This window comes from Thalassotalea agarivorans (assembly GCF_030295955.1).
GTDB classification, from domain to species: domain Bacteria; phylum Pseudomonadota; class Gammaproteobacteria; order Enterobacterales; family Alteromonadaceae; genus Thalassotalea_D; species Thalassotalea_D agarivorans.
Genome location: NZ_AP027363.1, coordinates 667,769 through 681,609 on the forward strand (window position 1 = coordinate 667,769; position 13,841 = coordinate 681,609).

Genomic DNA, 13,841 nt, shown 5'->3' on the forward strand with positions numbered 1-13,841 from the left:
TTTTTTGGTGGAAACAAAAAATCGGAGAGTACTATGTTTGAATTAATGGAAGATCATAACGAAGAAGCGGTAATAAAAGTTATCGGGGTCGGTGGTGGCGGCGGAAACGCCGTCGAGCACATGGTGTGTCAGACAATCGAAGGTGTTGAGTTTATCACGGCTAACACTGATTCACAGGCGCTACGCAACTCGTCTGCAAATGTTACTTTGCAAATGGGTGGTGAAGTTACAAAAGGGTTAGGTGCAGGAGCTAACCCAGAAATTGGCCGTCGCAGTGCGGAAGAAGATCGTGAAACGATCAAGCAAACCTTGATGGGTGCCGACATGGTGTTTATCGCTGCTGGTATGGGTGGTGGTACCGGTACTGGTGCTGCTCCTGTTGTGGCAGAAGTAGCCAAAGAAATGGGTATTTTGACAGTTGCTGTTGTAACTAAACCATTCCCATTCGAAGGTAAGAAGCGTATGAGCTACGCAGAGCAAGGTATTGAATTTTTAGCGAAGAATGTTGACTCATTGATCACCATTCCTAACGAAAAATTATTAAAAGTACTAGGCTCAGGTACAAGCTTACTTGATTCGTTTAAGGCGGCAAACAATGTATTGCTTGGTGCTGTTCAAGGTATTGCGGAACTTATTACGCGCCCTGGTTTGATCAATGTTGACTTTGCCGACGTAAAAACGGTGATGTCAGAAATGGGCACAGCAATGATGGGCTCAGGTGTAGCAAGCGGTGAAGACCGTGCGCAAGAAGCGGCAGATGCTGCGATTTCAAGCCCACTGTTAGAAGACGTAGATTTATCAGGTGCACGTGGAATATTAGTTAATATTACAGCGGGTATGGATTTAAGTATCGATGAATTTGAAACAGTAGGTAACGCAGCGCGCGCTATCGCTTCAGATAATGCGACTGTAGTTGTTGGTGCGGTAATTGACCCTGAAATGACAGAAGAGCTACGCGTAACAGTTGTTGCGACAGGTATTGGTGCTGAGCGTAAGCCAGATATCACTATCGTTGCACCACCTAAAGTTGAGCCAGTAACGCCACCTCAGCAAGTCGTTGGTGGTGACTTTGTAGCGACTTCTGGTGGCGGTCAACCTGATACAGCGACAATGGCAGATGCCAATGCGCAAAGTAATGTTAATCAGGACCCAGCGCTAGATAACTATTTGGATATTCCAGCTTTTTTACGAAAGCAAGCTGACTAATTATTGGTCGAATAAACAAAGGTAAAAGCTGTATTTTTGATTTAATTAGCATTTGCTGATATAATTCGTCGCCGCTGTTTGAAGTGGTCAGACAAGTATTGAAGCGTAAATGCTTGAGACAAAAGGCTTATTATGATGTATCAACGTACTATAAAAGACAAAGTATCGGCCATTGGTGTTGGCTTACATAAAGGTGAAAAGGTGCAGTTAACTCTCCTTCCTGCGCCTGCAAACACTGGTATTATCTTTCGTCGTGTAGACCTCGATCCGGCTGTAGATATTCCTGCAATGCCAGAAATCGTTGGTGAAACTACGTTATGTACGAATTTGATCAACGAGCAAGGCGTTCAAGTTTCCACCGTCGAACACTTGCTATCAGCATTAGCCGGCCTGGGCATAGACAATATTATTGTAGAAGTCGATGCACCAGAAATTCCAATCATGGATGGTAGTGCTTTACCTTTCGTTTATCTTATTCAATCTGTAGGTATTGAGACGTCTAATGTGGCGAAACGCTTCATTCGTATCAAAAAGCCTATTCGTGTTGAAGAAGATGACAAGTGGGCAGAATTGGTGCCGTATGAAGGATTTAAAGTTAATTTCACCATTGACTTTAATCATCCTGTGATTTCAAATACGGTGCAAACCATGTCTATGGACCTAACGAGTTCGTCTTTCATTAAAGAAATCAGCCGTGCGCGTACGTTTGGCTTTATGAAAGATATCGAATTCTTACGCTCGCATAACCTTGCACTTGGTGGCAGTTTAGAAAACGCTATCGTGTTGGACGACTTCAAGATGCTTAATTCTGAAGAACTTCGTTACGACGACGAATTCGTTAAGCATAAGATCCTTGATGCGATTGGTGATTTGTACATGTGTGGCTCAAGCATTGTTGGCCAACTAAATGCGTACAAGTCAGGTCATGGTTTAAATAACGTGTTATTACGTGAAGTCTTTAAACAAACTGACGCTTGGGAATGGGTGACGTATGAAGATGCTGAACAAGCACCGATTCGATACGTAGGCGTGACAGCGACAGCTTAAGATAACTAATTTAGAGAAAGCCGGCTTATGCCGGCTTTTTTATTTGCCTTGCTTTTTGTTAGCAAGGGCTGCCAGTTTTTCTAGTTTTTGTTGCAATGATGGCGGCGCAGATTTCGCCACTTCACGGATTTGCTCTCCCGCTTCCTTCGAGATAAACTGTGTCTTTTCAGCCGTTTGCGCTACACTAGAGGCAGGCGAATGATTAAAGTTAGGCGCTACTTTTATATCGATATTGGTAAATGTGCCTGCGGTTTTTTCAGTTAGCGCATGCTTGATGTTGTTTTTTTCAAATTGAAACCGCTGTGACCAAACTGCTGATTTTACTTCAATTATTAGCGTTTTGTCATGAAAGTTACCAATACGCCATGCGTCTAACGGAATGTCAGGGCAAAGGCTGGCAACAATAGAAGAAACTGACTTCAAATAGTTGGTTTTTTTTGCAATTTGTGCCAAAGTGCCCTGCGATGAAGATAAAAGGCTCGACATATCGACAGGTTGTTTTTGTTTCGGAGCCATATAGTCAATTTAAATGAATACGATTTTATGAGTTTAACACTAGTATACAGAGGAAAAAATGTTAGATACTTAATGAAGCTAAATAAGTTTCATTGGGCTTCTGCTTTGCTGACATTTGCATTGGTCAGTGGCGGTTTATTTTATCTATTTTTTTCGTCTAATGATGTGCCGTTGCAACCAAACGGATATGCGCTTGTAGAAACAAATAATAATATAGAAGAGTTAGAAGTCGCTAATCAGCAGATCGTTGCATTAACGATGAAAATTGCGGATTTGCAAAGCCAAGTTCTGCGTTTAAACGCTTTGGGCGACAGATTAGCCGAAGAAGCAAATATTCCAGAAAAAGAATTTAACTTTGAAGAGCAAGTGCCAGCGGGTGGTCCATTATCACAGCAAACCGTTGCCACAAAAAGCCTGACCGAACTGATGCATGAGATATCATCATTGCAACGAGAGTTAGGTTATGAAGAAAAACAGTTGAAGCTACTTGAATCTTTAACCTTGGGTCACCATATAGAAAATAGCAGCTATTTATCTGGTCGCCCGATTGCTAAAGGTTGGTTGTCGTCATACTTTGGAATGCGCAAAGACCCTTTCTCAGGCAGGCCAGCAATGCATAAAGGTGTTGATTTTGCGGGTAAAGAAGGAACGCATGTTATCGCTACAGGTGCCGGTGTAGTCACTTGGTCTGGTGAGCGATACGGTTATGGTCAGTTAATCGAGATTGATCATGGTAAAGGATACAAAACCCGCTATGGTCACAATAAGTCTTTACTTGTTAACGTAGGAGACGTTGTTAACAAAGGAGACACCATTGCATTAATGGGCAGCACAGGTCGTTCTACCGGCCCACATGTACACTACGAGATTTTACGAAATAATAAACAAATTAATCCCGTAAAGTACGTGTATCGTAAAGCTAAATAACATAAGATAGCGTGCAATTAAATTTTCGAATGATCGGCAGGCGCCGATCTTTTATTTTGCCTGTGGCAAATTAGATAAATTGGTTTAACAAGATGTTTGTAAAGTTAGTAACTAAAATGTTTGGTAGTCGAAATGACCGACTACTCAAAAAAATGCGCAAAGAAGTCGATCAAATTAATGCGCTTGAGCCAGTCATTGAAGCCCTTTCTGATAGTGAAGTTAAAGCCAAAACACAAGAGTTTCGAGAGCGTATCGAAGCTGGTGACACCTTAGAGCAAATATTACCTGAAGCATTTGCTGTTGTACGCGAAGCAAGTAAGCGCGTATTTGGTATGCGCCACTTTGACGTGCAAATGATCGGCGGCATGGTGTTAAACCAAGGCAAAATTGCAGAGATGCGTACAGGTGAAGGTAAAACCCTTACGGCAACATTACCAGCTTACTTAAACGCGCTTACTGGCAAAGGTGTTCACATTGTTACCGTGAATGACTACCTAGCGAAACGTGATGCTGACTGGTCACGTCCATTGTTTGAATTCTTAGGCTTAAGCGTTGGTTGTAACATTCCAGGTTTAGCGCCAGCTGACAAGAAAGCTGCTTATGAGGCAGATATCACGTACGGTACAAATAACGAGTTTGGTTTCGACTACTTAAGAGACAACATGTGCTTTTCGCCGCAAGAACGAGTGCAAAAGCCATTGCATTTCGCTGTTGTGGATGAGGTTGACTCAATTTTAATTGACGAAGCACGTACACCATTAATCATTTCTGGTGCTGCAGAAGATAGTTCGGAGCTTTACCGCGCGATTAACACCATTGTTCCTTCACTTGAGCAACAAGAGAAAGAAGATGAAGAAGGTGTTGAAAGTACGGGTGACTACACCATCGACGAGAAAGCAAAGCAAGTTTACTTAACTGAGCGTGGTCAAGTTCGTGTTGAAGAAATTCTAACAGAAAAAGGCTTATTGCAAGATGGCGATTCGCTTTTTGCTGCAGGTGCAATTAGCTTATTGCATCATGTCATGGCTGCACTTCGTGCACACAAATTATTCCAGAAAGACGTCGACTACATTGTTAAAGACGGTGAGATCGTTATTGTTGACGAACACACTGGCCGTACAATGGAAGGCCGTCGTTGGTCTGAAGGTTTACACCAAGCTGTTGAAGCGAAGGAAGGCGTAAACATTCAAAATGAAAACCAAACGTTAGCGTCTATCACTTTCCAGAACTTTTTCCGTATTTACGAAAAGCTTGCTGGGATGACTGGTACTGCAGATACCGAAGCATTCGAATTTAACCATATCTATGGTTTAGAAACAGTGGTTATCCCAACGAACCAACCAATGGTACGTGATGACCAAGCGGATTTAATTTATTTGTCTGCCGAAGAAAAGTTCGAAGCGATTCTAGAAGACATTAAAGATTGTGTAGAACGCGGTCAGCCGGTGCTAGTGGGTACTATTAGCATCGAAACGTCTGAGTTTCTTTCTTCATTTTTAAAGAAAGCCAAAATCAAACATAAAGTACTTAACGCAAAATTCCATGAACAGGAAGCAGAAATTGTTGCTGACGCAGGTAAGATTGGCGCGGTAACGATTGCGACCAATATGGCCGGTCGTGGTACTGATATTGTATTGGGTGGTAATTTAGATTCAGCGATAGCGAACCTTAAAAACCCATCAGATACACAAATAGAAAAAGTAAAAGCTGACTGGCAAGCCGAGCACGATAAAGTGCTTGAGTTAGGCGGTCTTCGCATTATCTCTACCGAGCGTCATGAATCTCGTCGTATCGATAACCAGTTACGTGGTCGTGCAGGCCGTCAAGGTGACCCAGGTTCGAGCCGTTTCTATCTTTCGATGGAAGATGGCTTAATGCGTATTTTCGCGTCAGAGCGTATTGCCAATATGATGCGTAAATTAGGTATGGAGCGCGGCGAAGCTATAGAGCATCCATGGGTTACGCGTTCAATTGAAAACGCTCAACGTAAAGTTGAGGGACGTAACTTTGATATTCGTAAACAGTTACTAGAATTCGATGATGTTGCTAATGATCAACGTAAAGTTATTTATGAGCAACGTAATGAATTGATGGACGAGTCTGACATTAAAGATGTAGTAGAAAACATCCGTACAGATGTGTTGTCGCAAGTGTTCGCGCAGTATATTCCGCCGCAATCATTAGAAGAAATGTGGGATGTACCAGGGCTAGAAGAGCGTTTAAAAGGTGATTTCACATTAGACCTACCGTTACAGCAGTGGCTTAAAGAAGACAGCAAACTTCACGAAGAAACATTGCACGACAAAATCCTTGAAACGGCTGAGCAAGAATACAAAGAAAAAGAAAATGCGGTTGGTGAAGAAGTGTTACGTCATTTCGAAAAAGCCGTTATGCTGCAAAGCTTAGATTCGCATTGGAAAGAGCACTTAGCGGCAATGGATCATCTTCGTCAAGGTATTCACTTACGTGGCTACGCTCAGAAAAACCCTAAGCAAGAATACAAGCGTGAATCTTTTGCATTGTTTGAAGAAATGCTTGAGAACATGAAGTTTGACGTGGTTGGCATTTTAAGCAAAGTACGTATTCAAGCTGAATCAGATGTTGAAGCCGTTGAAGAACAGCACAAAAAAGCAGATGAAGCGCCAAAATCATTTACTCATGAAAGTGCAAGTAACCCAACACAGCCGGAGCAAACTGTTCCACGTGTAGGACGCAATGAACCTTGCCCATGTGGTAGTGGTAAGAAATACAAGCAGTGCCATGGCAAGCTAAGCTAGTCTGATTTTTCAAACTAACATTAAATACCAGTCTATGACTGGTATTTTTTTATGAGGAACACAATGAAACAAGTACATGTTGCAGTAGGCGTAATTTTTCAAAATGATGCGTTTTACCTAACTAAGCGAGCTGACAATGTTCACCAGGGCGGTAAATGGGAGTTTCCAGGCGGCAAAGTTGAAACTGGAGAAACGGTTGCGCAGGCACTGCAAAGAGAATTACAAGAAGAAGTTGCCATTGATGTCCTTGCCTGTCAGCCACTGCTTATCATTGAACATGATTACGGTGATAAACAGGTTAAATTAGAAGTCTTTATCGTTGATCAGTTCCAAGGTGAACCAACCGCTCAAGAAGGACAACAAGAACAATGGTTTAGTTTAGAAGAATTGAGCGAAATAGACTTGCCTGCAGCGAACACAGCTATTGTTGAAAAGCTTAACCAACACTTTGCTAGTTAAATTTTGCAAAAAGGGCGTTAAGTGCTTATTTTTAACTAAACGTGTTAGCGAGTGAATGCTAAAAATGAACATAGAAAAAGAAATACCGTTATTAGAAGAGATTTTTGCTTCTTGGCAATCTGTCATTGGTGACGAATATATGGGGTACAGAAATCACGTATATCGTATGATTCATTTTTGTTTCGCTTTACATGAATGCGATGCAGAAACGCACGAAAAAATAATCATTGCAGCTGCTTTTCACGACATAGGTATTTGGATTGAAGACACCGTCGACTATATTCCGCCATCATTGCCGCCGGCTAAGGCCTATCTTGAAGAGCGCGGACTTATGGATTGGTGGCCAGAAATAGAGTTGATGATTACAGAGCACCATAAAATTCGTCAGTACAAAGGTGAATTCCCGTTGGTTGAAGTATTTCGAAAAGGCGACCTCGTCGATTTTTCTTTAGGTGCGGTCAAATTTGGCATTCCTAAAACCTACATTCAAGAAGTAAAAACCGTTTTCGACAATGAAGACTTCCATAAAAATTTAATGAAACGCGCCGGCCGCTGGTTCTTAAAACATCCATTAAATCCTGCTCCTATGATGAAATGGTAATTTTTTTATAACATTTGGGGTCAGAACATGTTCTGACCCCAAAGTGAAAAGTCATATTTATTAGCTAGTTACCATTTCCAGTTTTAACCAATTTTCATGATTTCAGCGTTTTACGTTGGTCTATGAATATGCCCGTTTGTATATAGTTCTTGTAACATTTGCGTGCATTTTTCTCGTAAAGTATCTCTCAGTAGACGCACTGCTGGTGTGATTAACTGTTTAGAAGGGCAGATAAGCCAGAGCTCGGTGCTTGGCGGAGAATATGCTGGCATGATGTTAATTACACGATTCGCGATCAAATCAGGATACATATCTAATGCAGATTTTGTTGCGACGCCTTTGCCAGAGACACACCATTTACGAACTAAGTCGCCATCATTACCGGCTCGATTGCCCTGCATTTTCACAATGTATTTGTCACCATCAACTATAAACTCCCAGGCGTTGTAGATTTTATCCCGCAGTTGATAAAACAACCCATTGTGATGCGCCAAATCATCGGGATGCTTGGGGGCTTCGTGGTGCTGCAAATACTCTGGTGATGCGCATAAAATTCTAGGTACATCACATATTTTGAATCCATACATTGACGCGTCGGAGGGCGAGCCATAGCGCAGTGCAATATCAACAGGATCTCTATAAAAGTCGATATTGCTGTCACTTAAATGCACTTTCATTGCAACATTGTTGTGTTGGTCTATAAATTCGTCTAACCAAGGTAAGACAATGTTCCGTCCTAAGTCGGAAGAAATTCCTAGTCTTATTTCACCTTCGACAATACCTTGTTCATTTTTAAGGTTTTGTGCCGCTTGCGCTAGTGTTGCAAGAGCGCGCTCACATTCAGGTAAATAATGCTCTCCTTCAACAGATATTTTTAGCTGTCGTGTGGTACGTATGAACAATTCTGCGCCTAAGCTTTGTTCCACTCGCTTAACTGCCGCACTTGCCGTGGCTGTGCGTAAATCTAATGCAGTAGCGGCTTTGGTAATGCTCTTAAATTCAGCTACTTTTAACACTATCTTTAGATCTTCAGTATTCATATATTCAAAAATTATTTGATAATCATTCAATTATTATGCTGTTTAATGCTTGGTAATCAAGTTTTACACTCTTGCTGTCTCTCGATATAGGAATTAAACAAATGAAAGCAATCGGATACAAAAAGTCATTACCCATCACAGACGATCAATCTTTAGTTGATATTGAATTAGCGAAGCCAACGGCCGAAGGGCATGACCTGCTGGTTAAGATTAATGCCATTGCCGTAAATCCAGTTGATTGGAAAGTTCGACAATGGATGGCTCCAGAGAATGACGAATATAAAGTGCTTGGCTGGGATGCGGTAGGAGAGGTGGTTGCGGTTGGCGACAAGGTAAGTCACTTCAACATTGGCGACGAAGTGTATTATGCCGGCGACCTAACTCGGCAAGGAGCAAATGCTGAGTTTCAGCTTGTGGATGAACGTATTGTGGGTAAAAAACCAAGTAGCTTGTCTTCAGCAGAGGCCGCTGCCTTACCGTTAACGGCAATCACTGCATGGGAATTATTGTTCGAGCATTTACAGATAAAGCAGCAAAGTTCGGAAGATAAATCTAGTGACGAAGTTTTACTTGTTGTTGGTGCTGCTGGGGGCGTAGGTTCAATCCTAGTTCAACTTGCTAGTCAGCTAACAAACGCCACTATTATTGGTACGGCAAGTAGACAAAGCTCTAGTGATTGGGTGACAGCATTAGGTGCTGACTATGTCGTAGACCATAGTAAACCCTTGTCTCCTCAAATAGAGGCGCTGAATATTGGTCAGGTAACTCATGTAGCAAGCTTGAATGCGACAGATGCTTACTTTGATGCTTATATAGACTTACTGAAACCTTTTGGAAAAATAGCGTTGATAGATGATCCGAAAGTTATCGATATTTCGAAGATAAAGATGAAAGCATTGTCTTTTCATTGGGAGTTCATGTTTGCTCGTTCTATGTTCAGCAGCGACATGCAAGCGCAGGGTGATTTACTAAATGCATTATCTGACCTTATTGACGAAGGAAAAATTAAAACGACATTAAGTAAAAACTTGGGACGCATTAATGCGGAAAATTTAAAAGCGGCTCACGCTGAACTTGAAGCAGGCAAAGCAATAGGAAAAATTGTATTAGAAGGCTTCTAATCATTTTTTAATATTTGGGGTCAGAACATGTTCTGACCCCAAATATAATAAATAATAATTTCAATAGGTTATGATTTTTAGTTTGCGTTGTTTATTCGCGTTTTCGCCGCTTTATACAGTTTTTAGATGTAATTAATTGATGAGAAGTTGTCGTTTTTTGCATATTTTTTAATTTGATTAAAATTTCTACGTGATCTTTTGCTTAACTTCCTTTATAATCCTGCGCTCCCAACGTTACACATGCCTATTTTTAGGCGCTAGACTCGATACTCGAAGGGGTAACAGCGTAGTCTATTAAACCGGTAGCCTTGGCTACTATGTTTTGTAACTTTTAAATATCGGGTTTTTATTAATGAAAACTTTTACAGCAAAACCAGAAAGCGTAGAACGCGATTGGTTTGTCGTTGATGCTGATGGTAAAACATTAGGTCGTATTGCGACAGAAATTGCACGCCGTTTACGCGGTAAGCACAAGCCAGAATACACACCTCACGTTGACACAGGCGATTACATCGTTGTTATCAATGCAGAGAAAGTACGTGTTACTGGTAACAAAGCGAAGGGTAAAATCTATTACTCGCATACTGAGTTCCCAGGTGGTTTGAAGCAAATTAGCTTTGAAAAGCTAATTGAAAAAGCGCCAGAACGTGCAATTGAATTCGCAGTTAAAGGTATGTTACCAAAAGGTCCTCTAGGCCGTGCAATGTACCGTAAACTTAAAGTGTATGCTGGCCCTGAGCACAAGCATGCAGCACAACAACCACAACTTTTGGAGCTTTAACCAATGGCTGATAATCAATATTACGGTACTGGTCGTCGCAAGAGCTCTGTGGCTCGTGTGTTCATGAAGGCAGGTAAAGGTACCATCACTATCAACAAACGTGACATTTCTGAGTACTTCTCACGTGAAACGGCTCGTATGGTTGTTCGTCAACCACTTGAGTTAGTTGAGCTATTAGAAAAGTTTGACTTCAACATCACTGTAGTTGGTGGTGGTATGTCAGGTCAAGCTGGTGCTATCCGTCACGGTATCACTCGTGCATTAATGCAATATGACGAAGCATTACGTGGTGACCTACGTAAAGCTGGTTACGTTACTCGTGACGCTCGTCGTGTTGAACGTAAGAAAGTTGGTTTACACAAAGCGCGTAAACGTCCACAATTCTCGAAACGTTAATCATTGCACTGCAGCGATTACAGAAAAACCGGCATTTATTGCCGGTTTTTTTTTGCCCTAAAGCTTCGTTGTTAAAACATTTGCCATTCTTGCCTTTTTTTTCGTCATAAAGCCTTACAAATTTGTGTTAATCCTTGTAAAAAATGGGGTATTTCTTTATGATCGTAACAATTTTTTATAGTCGCCCGTTTTAGGTAAAAAATTTGTTGGAATTGGTTGGAATTTCATCAAAACCTAATCAAGAGGCTAATTTTTTGGAGAGTCTGAATGAGCAATGCGCCCGTTGATAACGGCCGTCGACGCTTCCTTACTGTTGCTACTTCTGTAGTAGGCGGTGTAGGTGTTGCCGGTGTTGCTGTACCTTTCATCGGTTCGTGGAATCCATCTGCTCGTGCTAAAGCTGCTGGTGCTCCAGCAGAAGTAGCCGTTGGCAAGATCGAACCTGGTCAATTAGTTCGCGCCGAATGGCGTGGTAAGCCTGTGTATGTAGTACGTCGTACTGAAAAAACGATTGCAGATCTTGGAAATCACAATGATCAATTACGTGATCCAAATTCTGAAGAAGCACAGCAGCCAGAATATGCGGCAAATGAATACCGCTCCATCAAGCCTGAATTTATGGTGGCACTAGGTGTATGTACTCACTTAGGTTGTGCGCCAACTTACCATAAAGGTGATTTTGAACAGCACGTAACAGGTGTTACCGACGGTTTCTTCTGTCCTTGTCATGGTTCAAAATTCGATATGGCAGGTCGAGTATTCTCAGGTGTTCCTGCGCCACTTAACTTAGTGGTTCCAGAACATTCTTTCCCTAATGACGACACCTTGTTAGTAGGTGTAGCACCAGGAGAAGCGTAATGTTTGCAAGTTTCATGGCTTGGATCGACAAGCGTTTACCTGTGACGGATGCAATGAACAAGCATGTTCTTCAGTATCCGGCGCCAAAAAACTTTAACTTTTGGTACTTCTTTGGCTCGTTAGCCATGTTAGTACTAGTGAACCAAATCGTAACGGGTATTTGGTTAACAATGAATTATGAACCATCGGGCGACGGTGCATTCGCATCGGTTGAATACATCATGCGTGATGTAGACTACGGTTGGTTACTTCGTTATATGCACTCGACAGGCGCGTCTGCGTTCTTCGTTGTTGTATACCTTCACATGTTCCGTGGCCTAATGTACGGTTCATACCAGAAACCACGCGAGCTGTTGTGGATCTTCGGTATGTTGATCTTCTTAGTGCTTATGGCAGAAGCGTTCATGGGTTATCTATTACCATGGGGTAACATGTCATACTGGGGGGCTCAGGTAATTATCTCCCTCTTTGGTGCTATTCCAATTGTTGGTGAAGACTTAGCTACTTGGATCAAAGGTGACTACGTAATTTCAGGTGCAACGCTTAACCGTTTCTTTGCACTTCACGTTATTGCACTTCCGTTAGTACTAGTTGTACTTGTTTTCCTTCATATTCTTGCACTTCATGAAGTTGGTTCAAACAACCCAGAAGGTATTGATATCAAGAAGAAGAAAGGTTCGGTGCCTGAAGAAGAGCACAGCAAGTTTGAATTCCACGAGAATTACAAGAATAAGTATGACATCGTTGATGCAATCCCGTTCCACCCTTACTACACGGTTAAAGATATTATGGGTGTTGCCGGATTCTTAATCTTGTTCTGTTGGGTCATGTTCTTCTATCCAGAAGGTGGTGGTTATTTCCTAGAAAAACCAAACTTTACACCAGCTAACGGCCTTAAAACGCCTGAGCATATTGCACCGGTTTGGTACTTTGGTCCGTTCTATACCATCTTACGTGTAATCCCTGATAAATTATTAGGTATGATTGCGATGTTCGCTGCGATAGGTATGTTGTTCGCACTACCTTGGTTTGACCGTGGTACGGTTAAATCTATTCGCTATCGTAGCAAGTGGCACCTAATTAACTTAATTCAGTTTGCTATTTGTTTCATCATTCTAGGTATTTTAGGTACGCTACCAGCAACAGACCTAGCGAACTTAATTGGTACGATTGCAACACTAGGTTATTTTGGTTTCTTCGTTGCACTATGGTTCTACAGTAAGAATGAAGACACTAAGCCGGTACCAGAGAGGATCACAAAATAATGAAAAAGTTACTTTTAGCCGTATTAGCTTGTGTTCCTTTGGTTGCTCTAGCAGCAGGCCCAAGTGCACCAACAGATAAAGCTAACAATGACCTAGCTGATAAAGACTCGCTAAAGCGTGGCTTTGAAGCATATATGAACTATTGTTTAGGTTGTCACTCCCTACAATACCAACGTTACAATCGTACGTTTGAAGATTTAGGTATTGACGAGGAAGAAGGCAAAGCTAAATTCATGTACACAGGCTCTAAAGTGGGTGACCATATCAAAAACGCTATGCCAGCAGCAGACGGGGCAAAGTGGTTTGGTTCAACACCGCCTGACTTAACGCTTGAAGCGCGTTTTAGAGGTACAGATTGGATTTATACGTATTTACGTACATTCTATGTTGATGAGTCGCGTCCATTTGGCGTAAACAACGTTATCTTCAAAGATGTTGGTATGCCACACGTATTGCAAAGTTTGCAAGGTGTGCAAGTACTAACTGATGAAGCGAAAGCGATGTTAGCATTGCCTCAAGAAGAGCAGCGTCCATTAACAAGTGCTGACCTAATTATTGTTCAAGAAGGAAGCATGTCGCCAGAAGACTACGATTTAATGGCACGTGATATTGCTAACTTCTTAGAATATACAGGTGAACCAGGTAAGCTAGCGCGTGAGCGTTTAGGTTATTGGGTAATTGGATTCTTAGTGATTCTCTTTATTCTTTCTTACTTACTGAAGAAAGAATATTGGAGAGATATTCACTAATCTCAAAATAATAGCGAGCTAAGCTCGCTATCAGCCAAACGAATACTTTGTGAAAGCATGGCGTTCGTTTGGTTTTGTCGTTTATTAAATGAACTAAA

At 41.7% G+C, this 13,841-nt stretch carries 14 protein-coding genes; 12 read left to right on the plus strand and 2 right to left on the minus strand.

All coding sequences use genetic code 11. The annotated features are described in order from the left end of the window. Positions 1-33: 33 nt before the first annotated feature. On the plus strand, positions 34-1,206 hold the full coding sequence (ftsZ, locus tag QUD85_RS03095; protein ID WP_093327976.1) for a cell division protein FtsZ: 1,173 nt from the start codon (positions 34-36) through the stop codon (positions 1,204-1,206). Between the two features lie 132 nt (positions 1,207-1,338). Further along, positions 1,339-2,253, plus strand: coding sequence for a UDP-3-O-acyl-N-acetylglucosamine deacetylase (gene lpxC, locus QUD85_RS03100; RefSeq protein WP_093327974.1), 915 nt, complete (start codon positions 1,339-1,341; stop codon positions 2,251-2,253). 39 nt (positions 2,254-2,292) lie between these two features. Here the strand turns inward: lpxC and QUD85_RS03105 are convergent, their stop codons facing one another. Further along, positions 2,293-2,769: a DUF721 domain-containing protein gene (locus QUD85_RS03105; protein ID WP_093327973.1), complete on the minus strand. Its 477-nt coding sequence runs from the start codon at positions 2,767-2,769 to the stop codon at positions 2,293-2,295. A 72-nt stretch (positions 2,770-2,841) separates the two neighbouring features. On the opposite strand from QUD85_RS03105, the gene QUD85_RS03110 reads away from it, so the two are divergent. From QUD85_RS03110 to QUD85_RS03125, 4 genes are all read left to right on the plus strand, one after another. Next, positions 2,842-3,696 carry a M23 family metallopeptidase gene (locus tag QUD85_RS03110; RefSeq protein ID WP_245732057.1) on the plus strand — a complete coding sequence of 285 codons (855 nt, stop codon included), beginning with the start codon at positions 2,842-2,844 and terminating at the stop codon, positions 3,694-3,696. A 92-nt stretch (positions 3,697-3,788) separates the two neighbouring features. Beyond that, complete coding sequence (secA, locus tag QUD85_RS03115; RefSeq protein ID WP_093327970.1) at positions 3,789-6,473, plus strand: preprotein translocase subunit SecA; 2,685 nt, start codon at positions 3,789-3,791, stop codon at positions 6,471-6,473. A 63-nt stretch (positions 6,474-6,536) separates the two neighbouring features. Further along, the gene (gene mutT, locus QUD85_RS03120) at positions 6,537-6,932 is read left to right on the plus strand and encodes an 8-oxo-dGTP diphosphatase MutT (protein ID WP_093327968.1); all 396 of its coding nucleotides are present in this window, start codon (positions 6,537-6,539) and stop codon (positions 6,930-6,932) included. Positions 6,933-6,996: 64 nt separating this feature from the next. Beyond that, the gene (locus tag QUD85_RS03125) at positions 6,997-7,533 is read left to right on the plus strand and encodes a hypothetical protein (RefSeq protein ID WP_093328062.1); all 537 of its coding nucleotides are present in this window, start codon (positions 6,997-6,999) and stop codon (positions 7,531-7,533) included. 110 nt (positions 7,534-7,643) lie between these two features. Here the strand turns inward: QUD85_RS03125 and QUD85_RS03130 are convergent, their stop codons facing one another. Beyond that, a complete protein-coding gene (locus tag QUD85_RS03130; protein WP_093328060.1) occupies positions 7,644-8,573 on the minus strand; it encodes a LysR family transcriptional regulator in 930 nt (309 codons plus the stop codon). Between the two features lie 101 nt (positions 8,574-8,674). Here QUD85_RS03130 and QUD85_RS03135 point away from each other — a divergent pair, with 101 nt between their 5' ends. The 6 genes from QUD85_RS03135 to QUD85_RS03160 all read left to right on the plus strand — a co-directional run bounded on the left by QUD85_RS03135 (position 8,675) and on the right by QUD85_RS03160 (position 13,743). After that, positions 8,675-9,694, plus strand: coding sequence for a zinc-binding alcohol dehydrogenase family protein (locus QUD85_RS03135; RefSeq protein WP_093327967.1), 1,020 nt, complete (start codon positions 8,675-8,677; stop codon positions 9,692-9,694). 352 nt (positions 9,695-10,046) lie between these two features. Continuing rightward, a complete protein-coding gene (gene rplM, locus QUD85_RS03140) occupies positions 10,047-10,475 on the plus strand; it encodes a 50S ribosomal protein L13 (protein ID WP_177168843.1) in 429 nt (142 codons plus the stop codon). Positions 10,476-10,478: 3 nt separating this feature from the next. Next, a complete protein-coding gene (gene rpsI, locus QUD85_RS03145; RefSeq protein WP_177168842.1) occupies positions 10,479-10,871 on the plus strand; it encodes a 30S ribosomal protein S9 in 393 nt (130 codons plus the stop codon). 267 nt (positions 10,872-11,138) lie between these two features. Then, a complete protein-coding gene (gene petA, locus QUD85_RS03150) occupies positions 11,139-11,729 on the plus strand; it encodes a ubiquinol-cytochrome c reductase iron-sulfur subunit (protein ID WP_093327965.1) in 591 nt (196 codons plus the stop codon). Further along, a complete protein-coding gene (locus QUD85_RS03155; protein ID WP_093327964.1) occupies positions 11,729-12,994 on the plus strand; it encodes a cytochrome b in 1,266 nt (421 codons plus the stop codon). The genes petA and QUD85_RS03155 overlap by 1 nt, the downstream gene beginning before the upstream one ends. Next, positions 12,994-13,743, plus strand: coding sequence for a cytochrome c1 (locus QUD85_RS03160; protein WP_093327962.1), 750 nt, complete (start codon positions 12,994-12,996; stop codon positions 13,741-13,743). Before QUD85_RS03155 ends, QUD85_RS03160 begins: the two co-directional genes overlap by 1 nt. Positions 13,744-13,841 lie beyond the last annotated feature (98 nt).